Annotated in this window: 14 protein-coding genes; 12 read left to right on the forward strand and 2 right to left on the reverse strand. The window is 49.3% G+C overall.

Annotated elements, in window-relative coordinates:
- Nucleotides 1-135: 135 nt before the first annotated feature.
- A complete protein-coding gene (locus ACTVJH_RS03210; RefSeq protein WP_455987390.1) occupies nt 136-1,011 on the forward strand; it encodes a patatin-like phospholipase family protein in 876 nt (291 codons plus the stop codon).
- Nucleotides 1,012-1,078: 67 nt separating this feature from the next.
- Nucleotides 1,079-1,492: a hypothetical protein gene (locus tag ACTVJH_RS03215; RefSeq protein WP_455987392.1), complete on the forward strand. Its 414-nt coding sequence runs from the start codon at nt 1,079-1,081 to the stop codon at nt 1,490-1,492.
- A 6-nt stretch (nt 1,493-1,498) separates the two neighbouring features.
- On the opposite strand, the gene ACTVJH_RS03220 is transcribed toward ACTVJH_RS03215, so the two are convergent.
- Nucleotides 1,499-2,524 (reverse strand): tRNA dihydrouridine synthase, encoded by a 1,026-nt coding sequence (locus tag ACTVJH_RS03220; protein ID WP_455987394.1) that lies wholly within the window; start codon nt 2,522-2,524, stop codon nt 1,499-1,501.
- Nucleotides 2,521-2,907 carry an acyl-CoA thioesterase gene (locus tag ACTVJH_RS03225; RefSeq protein ID WP_455987396.1) on the reverse strand — a complete coding sequence of 129 codons (387 nt, stop codon included), beginning with the start codon at nt 2,905-2,907 and terminating at the stop codon, nt 2,521-2,523. Before ACTVJH_RS03225 ends, ACTVJH_RS03220 begins: the two co-directional genes overlap by 4 nt.
- A gap of 394 nt (nt 2,908-3,301) precedes the next feature.
- Between ACTVJH_RS03225 and ACTVJH_RS03230 the strand changes: the two genes are divergently transcribed.
- The 10 genes from ACTVJH_RS03230 to ACTVJH_RS03275 all read left to right on the forward strand — a co-directional run bounded on the left by ACTVJH_RS03230 (nt 3,302) and on the right by ACTVJH_RS03275 (nt 15,594).
- The gene (locus tag ACTVJH_RS03230) at nt 3,302-4,411 is read left to right on the forward strand and encodes a DUF362 domain-containing protein (RefSeq protein WP_455987398.1); all 1,110 of its coding nucleotides are present in this window, start codon (nt 3,302-3,304) and stop codon (nt 4,409-4,411) included.
- A gap of 456 nt (nt 4,412-4,867) precedes the next feature.
- Nucleotides 4,868-6,172 carry an adenylosuccinate lyase gene (purB, locus tag ACTVJH_RS03235; RefSeq protein WP_455987400.1) on the forward strand — a complete coding sequence of 435 codons (1,305 nt, stop codon included), beginning with the start codon at nt 4,868-4,870 and terminating at the stop codon, nt 6,170-6,172.
- A gap of 16 nt (nt 6,173-6,188) precedes the next feature.
- Nucleotides 6,189-6,764: an orotate phosphoribosyltransferase gene (pyrE, locus tag ACTVJH_RS03240; protein WP_455987402.1), complete on the forward strand. Its 576-nt coding sequence runs from the start codon at nt 6,189-6,191 to the stop codon at nt 6,762-6,764.
- Between the two features lie 55 nt (nt 6,765-6,819).
- Complete coding sequence (locus ACTVJH_RS03245; RefSeq protein ID WP_455987404.1) at nt 6,820-8,091, forward strand: L,D-transpeptidase Cds6 family protein; 1,272 nt, start codon at nt 6,820-6,822, stop codon at nt 8,089-8,091.
- Nucleotides 8,088-8,795 (forward strand): hypothetical protein, encoded by a 708-nt coding sequence (locus ACTVJH_RS03250; protein WP_455987406.1) that lies wholly within the window; start codon nt 8,088-8,090, stop codon nt 8,793-8,795. The genes ACTVJH_RS03245 and ACTVJH_RS03250 overlap by 4 nt, the downstream gene beginning before the upstream one ends.
- Nucleotides 8,704-10,545 (forward strand): M99 family carboxypeptidase catalytic domain-containing protein, encoded by a 1,842-nt coding sequence (locus ACTVJH_RS03255; protein WP_455987408.1) that lies wholly within the window; start codon nt 8,704-8,706, stop codon nt 10,543-10,545. Before ACTVJH_RS03250 ends, ACTVJH_RS03255 begins: the two co-directional genes overlap by 92 nt.
- Before the next feature lie 79 nt (nt 10,546-10,624).
- Nucleotides 10,625-11,476, forward strand: coding sequence for a sugar phosphate isomerase/epimerase family protein (locus ACTVJH_RS03260; protein WP_455987410.1), 852 nt, complete (start codon nt 10,625-10,627; stop codon nt 11,474-11,476).
- Between the two features lie 56 nt (nt 11,477-11,532).
- Nucleotides 11,533-12,651 (forward strand): alanine dehydrogenase, encoded by a 1,119-nt coding sequence (gene ald / locus ACTVJH_RS03265; protein ID WP_455987412.1) that lies wholly within the window; start codon nt 11,533-11,535, stop codon nt 12,649-12,651.
- A 100-nt stretch (nt 12,652-12,751) separates the two neighbouring features.
- The gene (locus tag ACTVJH_RS03270; protein WP_455987414.1) at nt 12,752-13,984 is read left to right on the forward strand and encodes a M48 family metallopeptidase; all 1,233 of its coding nucleotides are present in this window, start codon (nt 12,752-12,754) and stop codon (nt 13,982-13,984) included.
- Between the two features lie 173 nt (nt 13,985-14,157).
- Complete coding sequence (locus ACTVJH_RS03275; RefSeq protein WP_455987416.1) at nt 14,158-15,594, forward strand: two-component system sensor histidine kinase NtrB; 1,437 nt, start codon at nt 14,158-14,160, stop codon at nt 15,592-15,594.
- Nucleotides 15,595-16,088: the final 494 nt, after the last annotated feature.

The raw sequence follows: 16,088 nt of genomic DNA on the forward strand, positions 1-16,088 counted from the left end.
TCAGTTATAGTATTTTTTCTTTTTTTTCTTGCCTATAGTATCGTGCTTGGGTACGACTTTTCACACTTTGTAAAAAAAATTTCACGGCCAAGGTTCTCTCCTTGGCGGATGTATGCTGCATCCTCAGGCTAAAATATGAAACACCCCCCAAAGATAGGATTGGTCATCGGTTCGGAAGGTCTGAAAGCCCTTGCAGCACTCCCGACCATTGAATTCATGGAATCCCAAGGCCTTTGTCCTGATCTGGTGATCGGATGCGGGGGAGGAGGCCTGATCGCCGCATTTCTCGGAGCTGGTTATTCCATGGCCCAGGTGGAAAAGGCCTTTTGCCGGGTTCAGGAGGCCAGAAATACAACCGGCGCAAACAAACAGGTTCTTTCCGGACTCATGGAGCAGCGCCCGGGAAGCTTCAACATCGGTTCAGGGTTGTATAATCCTTCCAAACAGCAACGGGTCTATGAGCGGATATTCAAGGATCTCCAACTCGAAGACCTGAGCCCCAAGGTCATCGTCCAGACGGTGGATATCCAAACCGGGGAGCCCTTTTGTCTGGAAGAGGGACCCGTGAGTCAGGCCGTGTATGCCACGTCCTCACATTTCCCGCTCATGCCTCCCCTGCGCAGGGGAAACCGATTACTCGTGGATGGATCCTATTGCAGCCCTCTCCCTGTTCTGGAGGCCGTGAATCGGGGGATGAACCTCATCGTGGGCATCTATGTGGAAGACGATATTTCCCCTCTGCCCGGGGGGCTGAGCCGATGCTACATGAACGTGGTCAGCACCTTCCGAAAAAGTCTTTTCAAGGCGCAACAATTCCAGGCCATCGATCTGCACAATTTTGAAATCATGACCATCTACATCCCGGAAAAACAGGTCGTCGGAAATACCTCCATTCCGGAAATCATCCAGTCAGGCAAACAGGCTCTCGAGGGCCACAAAAAGGCCATTCTCAATGCAGCCGCCCAATTCTCCAGCATGGATGGAATGCATTTTACCCTGCATACCACCTGACTCCAAAGCAGGCGGATTCACAAACAGGCTTCATTAAAACACCTACCCTTTTTATCGAGGATACGCCATGAAATCGATCAGTATTGTCTTCGCAGCCCTGACCCTGTTCTGCCTTGTCCTTTCGGCCAATGCGGCAGGACCCATCGAGTGCATCAACAGACAGGTTCGGGTCATCATCGAATCTCCCAACCCTTCCAAATTCAGGGTCCATTCCTGTACAGTCACTCTTGTCAGTTATACGACCAAAAACACTACCAGGACCGTGAACATAAAAAAAACAGGGGATACCTTTGTGGATTTCGTCATCAACGATCCTGTCAGGGAGCACGACTCGTTGACCCTCGATGCCTTTGTCACCCTCGAATGGGTGAATCACCCCCAAAATTCCGTCAACGTTCCTTTTGGAGACACCATGACAACGAACTTTTCTTCAGGATGCGATATCATGGAAATTCGATGGAAATCAAAACATATCAGCTAGATTTTTTTATGTTGTAAACATATACAGACTCGGTCGGGAGGAAAGTGCGGGACAGGGGCTCAAACAGGTTTCAATATTCTCCCGGACCGCGTCCAGACCCTCTCCCTTCCAAAGTCTGGGCCAGATGGTATGTCCATACATGAAATTGGCAGCCAGGTATTGAGAATATTTTTTGAAATATCGAAATCCCATGTCTGGACCAAAATGGATTTCAAGAAGATCCACAAGGGTCAAGGCGGCCTGTCTGAAAAGATCGGGACCTGGCTTGAGCCTCCCTGTCCATTCGGCAAAAATCCACGGCCGGGCAATGGCCATTCTTCCCAGGGCCACGCCGTCACATCCGGTCTGTTCGACCAGGGTCCTGCAATCTTCATGGGTACACACGTTCCCATTACCCAGAACCGGGATGGAAACCGCCTTTTTGACCCGGGCTATATATTCCCATTTGGGGGGACGTGAACGTCTGTCCGGGGCTACCCGAGGATGAAACGTCAGACAATCCGCACCCGCGTCCTCGAACCTTTTGGCCAGATCAACAGCAAAATCGGGATCATCCTTCCACCCGGTCCTGTATTTGATGAACACGGGCAGGGAAACCGCCTTTCTGATTTCACGGACCACAGCCACGGCCAGATCGGGATTTCTGAGCAGGGCCGCCCCGCACCCGTGCTTACATATCCCGGACACGGAACAACCCATATTCACATCCACCCCGAAAAACCCTTCGTGTTCGACCCGCTGTGCCGCCAAGGCCATATCCCGGGGATCTGAACCAAATATCTGACATACCAGGTGGTCCAGTTCTCTGTCTCTCCATCTGAAACAGGGAGAAACACAGGGATTGGCCGAAGGCAATGCCCGGGCACTGCACATCTCCGTGAACAGCAGCCCATAGCCGCCATATTCGGCCACCAATTCCCTGAACGCGATATGGCCGAGCTTGGACATGGGTGCCAGGGCCAGGCGACCGTTTATGGTCCGGTTGCCGATAACCAGATCCGAGCTGAGCCAGCCTTCCAAACCATCTGTCATGACAATTCCATGGACCTATATGTCGTCAGCTCGGGAAGCGGAGTTTTTTCACCAGTATTTCCGATCCGGACAAAGGTGACATGGGTTGAAAAAACCGCTTCTTCACTGCTGGCTCCGGGACTGTCGGCAAAAACCTCCACCGCATAGGTCACCGAGGTCCTTCCCTGTTTTGCGGGAAGGATGGAAAAACGCAAAATCGAACCGTTTGTGACCTGTTTGGAAAAAACGATTCGGTCCATCCCCCGGGTAACCAGGGTACAACCGGGAAAGTCCCTGGCCGCCACCAGCCAGGCATACTCATCGACCCATTTGAGCATGCTTCCTCCGAATAAGTACCCGTGATGATTGAGATGCTCCGGCCTGACCATGGTAAATGTGTTCATACTACCTCCCAATGACAACTGGATATGCAAACGATCATGTCTCTTGACGAATCTACCCGGTTCACGTCAGGTGGGCAAACAATTGTTTGTATGTCATTTCAGCTTATTATACGTTACGAACAACCTGTGGATAACTTTGTTCCCTCTCTTGTCACCTGGTAGGCTTTAACGAACCTTTTCAAGAAATTTGTCGGTCGGTTCTTTGATTGTCATCAAATGAAATCATAAAAAAATATTACATAACAAATGGTTAATCAATTTACGAACAAACCTACACCCCCTATTATTTCTTATTAAAAAAAACATTTCTTTTTTAATAATACAATCATACCATTTGTTCCTTTGATCAGCAGTCAGAACACGCATCCTCACAGCATAGAACAAGGACCGTTCAATGACCAGCCAAGTCGTATTTTGGAATCTGAAGACCAGTCGAAAAATGCCCTTTCATCTGAAGATGAAAAAACTGCTCAAAATCGTCGGCCTGGGTAGATATATTCATCCAGGTGATCTGACCGCATTGAAGATCCATTTTGGAGAAGCCGGAACAACAGGATTCATCTCCCCGCTGTTGACCGCCCCTTGTGTCGAATTCATCCGCAAGGCCGGAGGCAGTCCCTTTTTAACCGATACAAATACCCTGTACATCGGTGAACGCGGAGAATCCGTATCCCATCATCTCCGGGCTGCAAAACATGGATTCACCCCCCATGTCACCGGGGCCCCGGTTATTATAGCGGATGGTCTGAAAAGCGGGAATGAACGGGAAATCCCCTCATCAGGATCCCATTTTTCCACCTGTTTTGTGGCCGGGGATATTGTGGATGCGGATATGCTCGTGACCCTCAACCATTTCAAGGGCCATGATCTGGCAGGATTTGGCGGAGCCATCAAGAATCTCGGCATGGGATGCGCCACCCGTAAGGGCAAGATGCAGCAACATTGCGGCATGGGACCCCTTGTACATCCAGACCATTGTACCGGATGCGGAGGGTGTGTTGCCGTGTGTGAACCCGGGGCGTTGTTTCTCAAAGAGGACAACAAGATCGACCTCGATCCGGAAAAATGTGTGGGATGCGCCGCCTGTCTCTCTGTATGCAGACACCAGGGGCTGAGCGTAAATTGGGATGTGGAGATCCCTGTCTTTCTGGAACGCATGGCTGAATATGCCGCGGCCGTGGTGGAGACGAAAAATCGTCCCTGTGTACACATCACTTGGATCACCCATGTTTCACCCGGATGCGATTGCACAGGGTTTAGCGATGCTCCTATCTGTCCGGATCTGGGCATTGCCGCCTCATTGGACCCGGTCGCTCTGGATCAGGCCTGTATGGATCTGATCAATCAGGCACCCGGGCTGCATCCAAGCGCTCTGCCTAAAGACATTCTCCCGGGGGAGGACAAGTTCGCAGCCATCCATCCCCACGGCAACGGAATCCATGTTCTTGAACACGCCCAAAGCCTGGGTATGGGGAGGCGTTCATATAATCTGGTGACCATTTGAGCAGGGCATAATTGCTGGACAAGAAGGACCTTCTTTGGTTATTGAATCACCTTCTTTTTCAGAAAAAAATTCCTTCAGGAGGCTTACATACCATGGCTCACAAAAAAATCGAACGTAAAAAGGAACTTGATCGTCGCCGCCAACGCAGACAGAAACGTCTCAAACAGCGTATCAAGGAAGCCAAGGAGGCTGCCAACAAATAGATGCGGCTTGTTGCAGTGTGCAAGGATCAATGCCCGGGGACGGGTAGATGGATATACGATGCGTTGTCATGACATCCAGACCCACACCTTATCAGAATGGTTCTTCCCGAGAATCCCTTTTTTCGGATCGTACGCATTTCCTGCATCCTTTTTTTAGGTCCATGACGGACCCTGGCAGCTACGGCTGCCTTTTTTTTGATATCATGACAACGGGTCCGTACCTTCGGGCTCCAAGAAAACCAATGGATAGACAATGATAGAGAGATACAGCCGTGAGGAAATGGCCTCACTGTGGACCCTGGAAAACAAATTTCGAGTATGGCTGGAAGTTGAAATAGCCATCTGCGAAGCATGGACACGTCTGGGGCGGATTCCAGAGGAAGCCATGCAGACCATCCGCGAGAAGGCGGATTTCGATGTGAATCGCATCCTGAAACTCGAGCGGGTCACCAAACATGATGTGATCGCCTTTTTGACCGCTGTCGAGGAAAAGGTCGGTCCTGCATCCCGGTTCATCCATCTCGGTTGCACGTCATCGGATATCGTGGACACGGCCAACGGGGTGCTTTTGGTCCGTGCGGGCGAAATGATTGCCAGGGATCTGGACCTGATTCTGGCCACATTGAAGGACAAGGCCATGACCCATAAGGGACGCATGGCCATGGGCCGGACCCACGGGATCCATGCCGAACCCACCAGTTTCGGGTTGAAAATGGCCGGATTCTATGCCGAATTCAAACGGCATCACAAACGTTGGCAGGATGCACTTGAATCCATTCGGGTGGGCAAGATATCCGGGGCTGTGGGAACCTATGCCCAATTGGATCCCGAAGTGGAATCCATTGCCTGTGACCTCCTCGGGCTGAACGTGGATCCCATCTCCACCCAGATTGTCCAGCGTGACCGATATGCCCAGTACTTTACCTCCCTGGCCCTGATTGCCGGAGGCATCGAACGGTTGTGCATCGAACTCAGACACTTGCAGCGTACCGAGGTGCTGGAGGTGGAGGAAGGATTTTCAAAAGGCCAGAAAGGGTCGTCGGCCATGCCGCACAAGAAAAATCCCATTTCTGCAGAAAATCTTTGCGGTCTGGCCCGACTGATCCGGACCAACAGTGTCAGCGCCATGGAAAATACCGCATTGTGGCACGAGCGGGACATCAGCCATTCGTCGGTGGAACGGGTGATCATGCCCGATTCGACCATTCTTATCGACTACATGATCCACCGGCTCGATACCCTGGTGACCAACCTGCGGATCATTCCTGAAAACATGGAACGCAATCTTCACGGCTCCTTTGATATCTATTTTTCCCAGCGTGTACTTCTGGCCCTGGTGGATGCCGGGCTGGAACGACAAAAGGGGTATGAAATGGTCCAGAAGCTGGCCATGCATTGCTGGCAGAACAAGGTTTCTTTTCCAAAAACCGTGCGCCAGGATCCAGCCATGCAGGAGCTTCTTTCTGCCGAAACCATGGACAGGATTTTCGACCCTTCGTATTATCTGCGCCAGGAAGAGATGATTTTTTCCCGGGTATTTGATGAGTCAACCCGCTAACCTATCCGGAATTATGATGACCAATACTCCATCCATGCTCACCCGTCTGGCCGAGCTGCTTCTGGAAAAATCCTATATGGAAGGCTCCTTTGTTCTTACTTCCGGCAAAAAGAGCGATTATTATTTCGATTGCAAACAAACCGCCCTCGATCCTGAAGGGGGATGGCTTATCGGGAACATTTTTCTGGACATGATCGCCAGGCACGGAAATATCCGTGGCGTTGGCGGCATGACCCTCGGAGCTGATCCCCTGGTTTCCGCGGTCAGTGTGCTTTCGCATATCAGGAAGATGCCGCTTCCCGGATTTATTGTCCGCAAGACCTCCAAGGGGCATGGAACCAATCAGTATCTGGAAGGATTGAAGAATTTTTCTTCCAACGATCATGTATGCATGCTCGAGGATGTGGTCACCACCGGGGGAAGTCTGATCACGGCATGCAAACGTGTTGAGGACGAGGGACTCAAAGTCGCTCAGGTCATCTGTGTGCTCGATCGTGAACAGGGAGGATCTGAAGCCTTGTCCACGGCCGGCTATGAGCTCGAGTCCATATTCACTCGGGCCTCTTTGCTCCGAGCGGGCCGTACTGGTTGAAAAATTGGTTGTGTGTTCTGTCTTCTCAGATCAAAACCCCTGATATTGAGCAATCATGATTGGATCTCGTTGTCTTCTATCTCTTTTTTTCCTTTTGGGAGCGTGGATTGTTTTTCTACCATGTTCCTGTTTTGCCCTTGATTTACCGGCAGGACCTCACGGGCCAGACTCGTTGTTTGCTGTGGATAAGAACAGGCAGACCATGTTTTATTTTCGCAAAAACATCGAATCCAACAATCTCGATCTGGTTCGCGAGATCCCCTGTACAACCGGAAAGGTCCTTGGCGACAAGATCCGGGAAGGAGACATGAAAACCCCGGAAGGGATCTATTTTGTGCAGGGGAAAAAGGATAACGGACTCGATTTCGGTTTATACGGGAATTTGGCCTTTGTTCTCAATTTTCCCAATCCCGTCGACAAGGCCAATGGAAAGACTGGTCACGGAATCTGGATACATGGCAGGGGGAAACCCATCACACCCCGCGAGACAAATGGGTGTGTGGCTTTGAACAATCATGATATCATGGCCTTACAACCGGATGTTCGTATCAAGAGCACGCCTGTCGTCATCAGCGACACCCTGGCATGGAGTGAAGAGTTCGTGGGCAATGAAGAGACCAGTCAGCAACTCATTGCCCTGACCAGGCTCTGGGCTCAATCCTGGGATAAAAAATCTCCTCGCTTTTTTTCGTTTTATGACACTGAATATTTTTCCCAAAAATTTACTGATCACAAAAAACGTTTATTTATAAAATACAAATGGATAGATGTAGTCATCGATGATATAAAATGTATTGCTGGAGAAGAATATAGCGTCACCTATTTCAATCAGCTGTATATCGCTCCGGGATTTCGCTCCGAAGGTGTCAAACGGTTGTATTGGAAAAAATCTTCCCTTGGAGAATGGAAGATTATTGGAAGTGAATGGTTCCATTTTTCAACCGGTCTTGATGAACTGTATACAAAAGCGTTGACCAGCGATCTCAAAACATGGCTGGAAAATTGGCGAACCGCCTGGCAGGAAGGAAATATAGATCGCTATATTGAATATTATGCAGCGCATGCCGTGCAGGGAAATTTGCAGGGGGCAGAGGCTATTGGTGCATATAAAAGAGAGCTTGTACGGGAAGGAAAAAAGCCGACACGGATTGTTCTGGGATCTCCTGTTGTAACAATGGGAACGACCTCTACCCGTATAACGTTTGTCCAGGAATACAGTTCGGAAAACGGGTATACTGATAAGGGTATCAAGGAGCTTGTGGTGCAACGAACAGATGAAGACGATTGGCAGATTGTATCTGAGACCTGGAAGAGGCTTGGTTCATGAGCAGTAAGAAATTCAGTATTCTTATCATGCGTGATGACAGCAATGTGAGACGATTGCGTTTTCATCCTGTTGTTTTCAAGATAGTTGTGTATTTTCTCATTCTGCTCGTGATCTGCGCTGGAGTTGGTATATATGGTGGATTGTATTTCTGGAAAGAGAACCGGGGCATGTCTTCCGAACTCAGAAAAATGCAAAGGACGATTACTGCCCATCAAATGGAATTGAAAAGGCTTCGTAATATTGAATTGCTTCTCGAGGAAGATAGTAATGAAGATATGACCTCGATAGTTGTTGCTTCTGGACAACAACAGGCCAATCAAACCGACGAGCCGCCCATTAATCTTAAAAAAGTTCTCGGTGCTATTGATAAGCGGATATTGATTGCCAATAACGTACAGGTCAGATTGTCCAAAGACAGCATGAATATATCCTTTGATATCAACAAGCGAAATCAGGATGACAGGGAAATCCTCAAAGGGGATGTTAAATTACATCTTGTTACAGTCAATGGAGATCTGCACAGGCTTGATTCTGAAAAGGAGATGTTTTTTGAACTTCGAAGAATGAAGCAATACAGGGTACGGGTTACAATACCTGAGTCCTATTCAAAAAATGATATTTTCGGTATCCGCATCACCATCAACCATCCCCAACACAGACCGGTGTTCAGTGAAACATTTCCCCTTTCTGACGTTCTTCTCTAGTATTATACTGATTTTGTTTCTTCCCGGGCTTTCTCTGGGAGGTCAATCAGAGCACAGAGAATACGTCTTTTTTGAGAATACCCAGTATCCTCTGCGGGTACATTTCATCCAGGGAGAACGTCCCGGTCCCACTATCATGATCCAGGGAGGCATTCAGGGCGATGAGATTGCCGGATTCATTGCCGGGCAGATACTCAGTCGCACCCAGGTTCAGGTAGGAAACCTCATTGTCGTTCCTAGGGCTGACGTTCCATCCATCAATGTGAATCGCCGTGCCTGCAATGTGGATCTGAATCGCCGTTTTGACAAAGACTACGATGAGTATTTCGAGGATCGGCTGGCCCGGGCCATTCGATTTCTCATCGGCAAATGCGATGGGTTCATTCATCTCCATGAGGGAAGCGGATTCTACAATCCGACCTATATTGACAATCTGCGTGGACCCCACCGGTATGGACAGTCAGTGATCATCGATACTGATGTGTTTGAGGAAAAAATTTTTCTGGCCAGAATGGCTCAAAATGTTCTGGGCAGGATCAATAGCGATATTGTTCCTCAAAAATGGAGATTCAAACTTTTTAATACCAATACCTTCTCATCACGTACCAGATATCCCGAGCAGCAAAAATCACTGAGTTTTTATGCGGTCAATGAACTGCACATTCCGGCGTTGGCTGTTGAGGTCAGTAAGGATATCATGGATCTCGAATGGAAGGTCAGACATCAGATCGAAGTGGTCAGGGAATTTTTGGATGAATTCGGGGTTTCCTGCACGATCCCTAAGATCGGTGATAATGAAATAACATCATGGTATACATCTCAGCTTGCTTTGCGCATCAATGGAAAACGCATTGACAATGGTCCTGTGAAATTGACTGCCTATACGCCGTTTACTGTCTCCATGGAAGCGGGGATGCAACTCAAAACCCACAGAGAGTGTGCTGTTTACGCTCAAGGAAGAGAGGGGTATAATCTCTTACATAGTGAGTATATTCCCCTTGAACCTTTCAAAAAATTGATAGTTGTGGCTGATGGCAAGATCGTCAGTCAGATTCCTGTGAGCTGGGAGGGAAAATGGTCCAGCAAAAATTCTACAAATAATTCCATATGGGTCTATTCAGTCAATGATAAGATTCACTACAGCCCTTCGGGGACCACGGTGGATCTGTTTGAGGGTGATCAGTTGATAATGGAGGGGATCTGGCACGGTAAACCCAACGAAATTCTAAATATCAAAGGGTTTGTGAGTGATATGAAAAACAACGACGGTCAAGATGCAGGGACCCCGTTAATGGTTGGCAAGGCCAATTTCATGACCAGATATCTGGATGAGGAAACCGATTCCCATTGGCAGTTTCGTGCCGTCAGAGAAACACCCGGGACAGGTAAAGATGTGCTCATGTTCAGGGTGGTTCCCCATTCGGTCAAGGCGGTGGAATTTAAAGATGGAAAAAATAGCAGAACCATTGTTTCCACATCATCTAACGAGGCGGCTGTTCGTGCTGGAACCTATCGGATCAATGATGTCTGGACACAGCGAAATAGTGATGAAACCATGATCATGGTCGATTCCTGGCCGGTTTCTGCCCACCAGGATCTGATATGGAAACCCGGCGAGTCCCATGTGATCAGTGTCTATCAAGCCAGGGATTTCAAGCCCATTCACACCATGCAGATTCATGTCTCCGAATCATTGGTATCGGATTCCTGGCCGGCTCTGAAAAAGCAATCCATGCCAACAATCAATTGATGACAGGTGATTGAAGAGAAAATACTTCAAACAGCTCTTCACATCATTTGAGTTCACGCAAACAACGAGGTCGGAATATATGTCTTTTTTTGTTGCCCTACCCATGCATTTGCTGGCTCACAACAAACATGTTTTCGATATTTGTGTCAGCACGAAGCTGAGTATTGAGATCGGGCTTGACGCCAAAACCCTGGACAGTCTGGACGAGGGATATCATCATTTTCTGTCCGGTGAATTCCGCAAGGCCGGGCTGACCTGTGCCATGCATCTGCCCTTCTTCGACCTCCATCCTGGAAGTCCCGACCCACTTATCCGCAAGGCTTCAGTCAAACGCTTACAGGGTGCTCTTGAGGTGGCCCGATTGTATGATCCTGTTCATCTCGTGGCCCATACAGGTTTTTTAGAGCATTATGCCGATTGTTTTTCCGAATGGTCATCCATTGCCGTGGATTCCTGGCGTTCCGTCCTTTCTGTATGGCCGGACCATCCCTGCGTCTATTTTGAAAATGTCTATTCCCGGGAACCCGGAGTGATGTATGATTTTCTCTCGGAAATTCATAACGAGCTTTGCGCCTTCTGCATGGACATAGGACATTGGTATTCGTTCGCCCGGGGGGCCAACAGCAAGAATCTGGGGATGTGGTTTCAGGAACTCGGTCCATATCTCGGACATATGCATCTTCATGACAATTGCGGGATCAGGGATAGACATCAGGGGCTTGGTAACGGAACCGTTCCCTGGGAAGAGGTTTTTTCGACCCTGGAAATCATGGACCTCACACCGACTATTACTCTGGAGCCCTGTTCAGGCAATGATTTCCAGGATAGTCTGGTGTTTATGAAGGAACATTTTGCCTGGTTTTCCCGACTCGGGGTGAGTAAAAGTCAACTCCAAAAGATCATGTCTCTTTCTTTTGGTGATTCGTTTTAAATTTCGATCGTTGGAAAGAGCGCTTATTCGTTGTTTTTTACCTCCTGGAGGGTGTCGTGAATATTGGTTGTCCTACCGAAATAAAGAATCACGAGTATCGGGTCGGCCTCACCCCTGCCTCGGTCCATGCCTACGTGGACAATGGCCACACCGTGTACATTCAAAAAGGTGCCGGCCAGGGATCGGACATAGCTGATGAGGAATATATCCAGGCCGGGGCAACCATTATTTCAAAGGCCGCTGATGTGTGGGAACAATCCGACATGATCGTCAAGGTCAAGGAACCGCTGCCGGCTGAGTATCCCCTGATGCGTCCGGAACAGCTTATCTACACCTATTTTCATTTTGCAGCGAGCGAGAAACTGACCAGGGCCTGCATGGACAGCAGGATCACCGCTCTGGCCTACGAGACTGTTCAGGAAGACAACGGGCTTTTACCGCTTCTCAAACCCATGAGTGAGGTTGCCGGAAGGATGGCACCCATTATGGGGGCCTTTTATCTGGGGCGTCCTCGAGGAGGAAGAGGCGTTCTGGCCACAGGGGTTCCAGGGGTTCTTCCGGCAGATGTAGTCGTTATCGGCGGTGGAACCGTGGGTGCCAATGCAGCGCGTGTTGCAGCGGGTCTGGGTGCCCGGGTGACCATCCTGGATATCAATCATACCATTTTGGAACATCTGGGAAACATCATGCCCGCCAATGTTTTTCCGGTGTACAGCGATACAATCAACATCGAGCGGGCCCTGGGCCAGGCCGATATGGTCGTGGGCGCGGTGCTCATTCCCGGCGCCAAGGCGCCCAAACTGGTGACCCGCTCCCTGCTTCGCTCCATGCATCCGGGCGCGGTCATCGTGGACGTGGCCATTGACCAGGGCGGATGTACGGAAACATCTTTTCCGACCACCCATGACAATCCGATCTACGATGAAGAAGGGATCATCCATTATTGCGTGGCCAACATGCCCGGGGCCTATGCCCGGACGTCCACCTTTGCCCTGAATAACGCAACTATCGGATACGGGCTGCAGCTGGCTAACAAGGGGGTCGAACGGGCCTGTGCCGAAAGCCGTCCCCTGATGCGAGGTCTGAACATGTATAAAGGTACCCTGACCTGTGAACCCGTTGCCGATGCCTTTGCGCTGCAAAAGGCGTGTCGCCCTGCAACAGATCTTTTCTAAAAATTTTTATACAGGTACAATATATCCTGGCACCCTGTCAGCGCGGCGCTCCACAAAACGGCCGCGCTGATTCTGTTTGGAAGCGAATGGAACCCTATACATGAATGTTTACCTGTTGATTGTTCTTGTTTGTCTGACCCTTGCCTGGATCCTGGATCTTATTCTTGAATGCAAGAATATCTCCTGTCTTTCACCTGATATTCCCAATGGATTCGAGGATATTCTGGACCCGAAGGAATATGTCACGGCCCAGGAGTACACGCGGGCTCAATCCCGATTCTCCATGATCAAGGGAACCTTTGACTATGTGATCCTGATTCTGTTCATCATGTTGGGAGGGATCGGCTGGCTGGACGAGATGGTTCGATCATTTGGTTTTTCCCCCCTTGTTACCGGACTCGTTTATTTCGGCCTGCTCGGCCTGGTTGCTGATTTTCTGTCCATTCCCTTTTCCCTGTATCATACCTTTGTGCTCGAGGAACGGTTCGGGTTCAACACCACAACCATGACCACCTTCTGGCTGGATCGGCTCAAGGGATATGTGTTGAGCGTTGTTCTTGGCGGCATTCTTCTTGGCGGGGTGCTCTGGCTGTTCATGGGTGCGGGAGATCGGGCCTGGATCTGGTGCTGGGGATTCACCACGGCGTTTATGATCATCATGCAATATATCGCTCCCAGATTCATTCTCCCCCTGTTCAACACATTCACTCCCCTTGAACAGGGCGAGCTCAAGGAGGCGGTTGTCAGGTTCGCGGATCGGGTCGGGTTCACCCTTTCCGGTATTTTTGTCATGGACGGGTCAAAGCGATCGTCCAAGTCGAATGCCTTTTTCACGGGGTTCGGGTCCAAAAAGCGGATCGTTCTTTTTGATACCCTTGTTGCAAAGCACCCGGTCAACGAGCTGGTGGCCATTCTTGCCCATGAAACCGGGCATTACAAATGCAGACATCTGGTCAAGGGATTGATTATCGGCATTTTCAAGACCGGGATGGTCTTCTGGATCATGGCCCAGGTCATGGGATCACGGGAATTGGCCACAGCCTTTGGTGTAAACGAGCCATCCGTGTATACGGGCCTGGTCATTTTTGCTCTTCTCTATACCCCCATAGCCCTGGTAATCGGGGTGCTGAGTGGATATTTTTCCAGAAAACATGAATACGAGGCCGATGCGTATGCGGCGCAGCATATCGATGATCCCGAGGATCTGGTCACGGCCCTGAAAAAGCTCGCTGCGGACAACATGTCCAACCTCACTCCCCATCCTTGCTATGTTGCGTTTCATTATTCCCATCCCCCTGTTGTGGAACGGATCAGGGCCCTGCGGATGCGCTGAACGATCAGGAAGATCAAGACATGGCGTCGGTTTCATCATGAAATGATCGTTTTTTTGCATGAGGTTTCATTATGTATTGCCACCCCAGGGATCACACGATATCCGTAAACCATGTTTCTCTCCATCCCGATAGTGTCGAGGAGGATGGATAACGCAACATCGAGGGATAGATCATGGCGGTACACAGTCCGTTGATCCATATCGGGATGGTGGGGTACCACCCGCAATTGAAAAATTTTCTGCGTGATTGTGCTGAACAAGCATACGGGGAACTCTCTTCGGAATTCGATCTGACAGGGATCGTTGGGGCCGGTCAGGATATCGATGCTTCAGTCTTTGATGATCTCGGCATGGACAGGGTCGAGGATGTTCCGAGTCTGCTCCTGCGTCGTCCTGAAACGAATGTATTGGTGGTTCTCGAGGATGATCTTGAGCTTCTCGCCCAGGTGCGAAGGGAGATCCCTCCGAGTGTTTCCCTGGTGGATGCCCGGGTCGTGTCCATTCTCGAAGATCTCGTATCCCGAGAGAAACTCTGCCCCTCCTGCCAGAGTGATCTGTCATCGGTTCAGTCGATGCTTCGGACAGTGTTGGATGAAATCACGGATGATATTCTTTTTGTGGATACCCATGGAAAAATTCTCGATGTGAATAAAAATGTCTGCGACCGCCTGGGCCGTTCCCGTGAGTTTTTTCTGGGCAAGCCAAGGGAAAGTGTCTGGGACGGAAGTATGGAATCCTGGGATGATCAGGAAGCCGATCCCTTTGACAAGGCCCTGAAAACCACAGCCAAGAGCGAGGGAATGCATGTACATATCGACCCCAAGGGAAAATTCAATTATTATAGGGTCTATGTGTACCCCATTGTGGAAAATGGATCCAAGGTAACTTCTTTTTTGGAGATGCACCGGGATATATCCAAGAGAACACACATGGAAAAGCAGCTCCAGCAATCCGAAAAAATGGCCGCTTTGGGGGAATTGGCTGCGTATATCGCCCATGAAATCCGCAATCCTCTGGTATCCATTGGAGGATTTGCCGGATCCCTGCTGAAAAATGACACGCTTTCTGAATCTGTTCAGAAAAAGATCCGGATTATCCTGGATGAATCCAAACGGCTGGATACCATACTGCGGGGCATTCTTAATTTTTCCAGGCCCACTCCCCAGAAGCAGGATGCGGTCGATGTGAACCGGATCGTTGAAGAGACCATGCAGGTCATGGGTATGGGGTGTGAAAAACAGGGGGTGCGCCTGAAGATGGAGCTGACCCGGGACCTCCCGTCCGTCCATGGAAGGGGTGAGGCCGTCAAACAATGTCTGATCAACGTGGTCAAAAACGGCATCGAGAGCATGACCAAGGGCGGGGAACTCACTGTGTCCACTCGCGATGATGACACCTACGTCTCTATCGAGGTCACGGATACGGGCACAGGGATCGATGAAAAAGATATGGAGCATATCTTCAGTCCCTTTTTCAGCACCAAGGAGACCGGATCAGGCCTGGGTCTGGCCATGACCAAGAAGATCATCGAGGAGATGGGAGGCAGTGTCGAGGTGTACAGCAGAAAGGGACAGGGAACCACCATGGCGCTGCTGCTGAGGAAAAAATAGGAAGAAATTTTTGAAATTTTAGAGATTTTAGAGATTTAAGAGATTTGAGAGATTTGAGAGATTTGAGAGATTTGAGAGATTTGAGAGATTTTAGGAATTGTAAGGAATTGAAGACGTGTATTTTAACCGGTTATAATTTCTTAAATTTTTTAAATTCTGAATTCTGTATTCTAGAACATATTTCCCTATAAGTATAAAATAGGTAACTACTTACCCCCTCAAAAAATTTGAAAAAAGTTAAAAAAAAGCTTGACAGGTTTTTCGAGGAAAAAATTTCAAACTTTAGGAAGTCTGAAAAACAGGCTAGGATGGGGCAATAGGAGGCCCATACTCACGAGATCAATCCAAAATCGTTAAAATTATTGCAAGACGTCTAGTTCGTCCAGCACAGGCCATCTCAGAGGGTCGAAAAAACCTGTGTTATAGTACGGGCCATGGCAACGATGAACAAAAAAAGTGTTCGCGAAGAAGTGGATCGCGTAAAACAGGAGTTC

The organism is Desulfoplanes sp. PS50 (assembly GCF_053851535.1).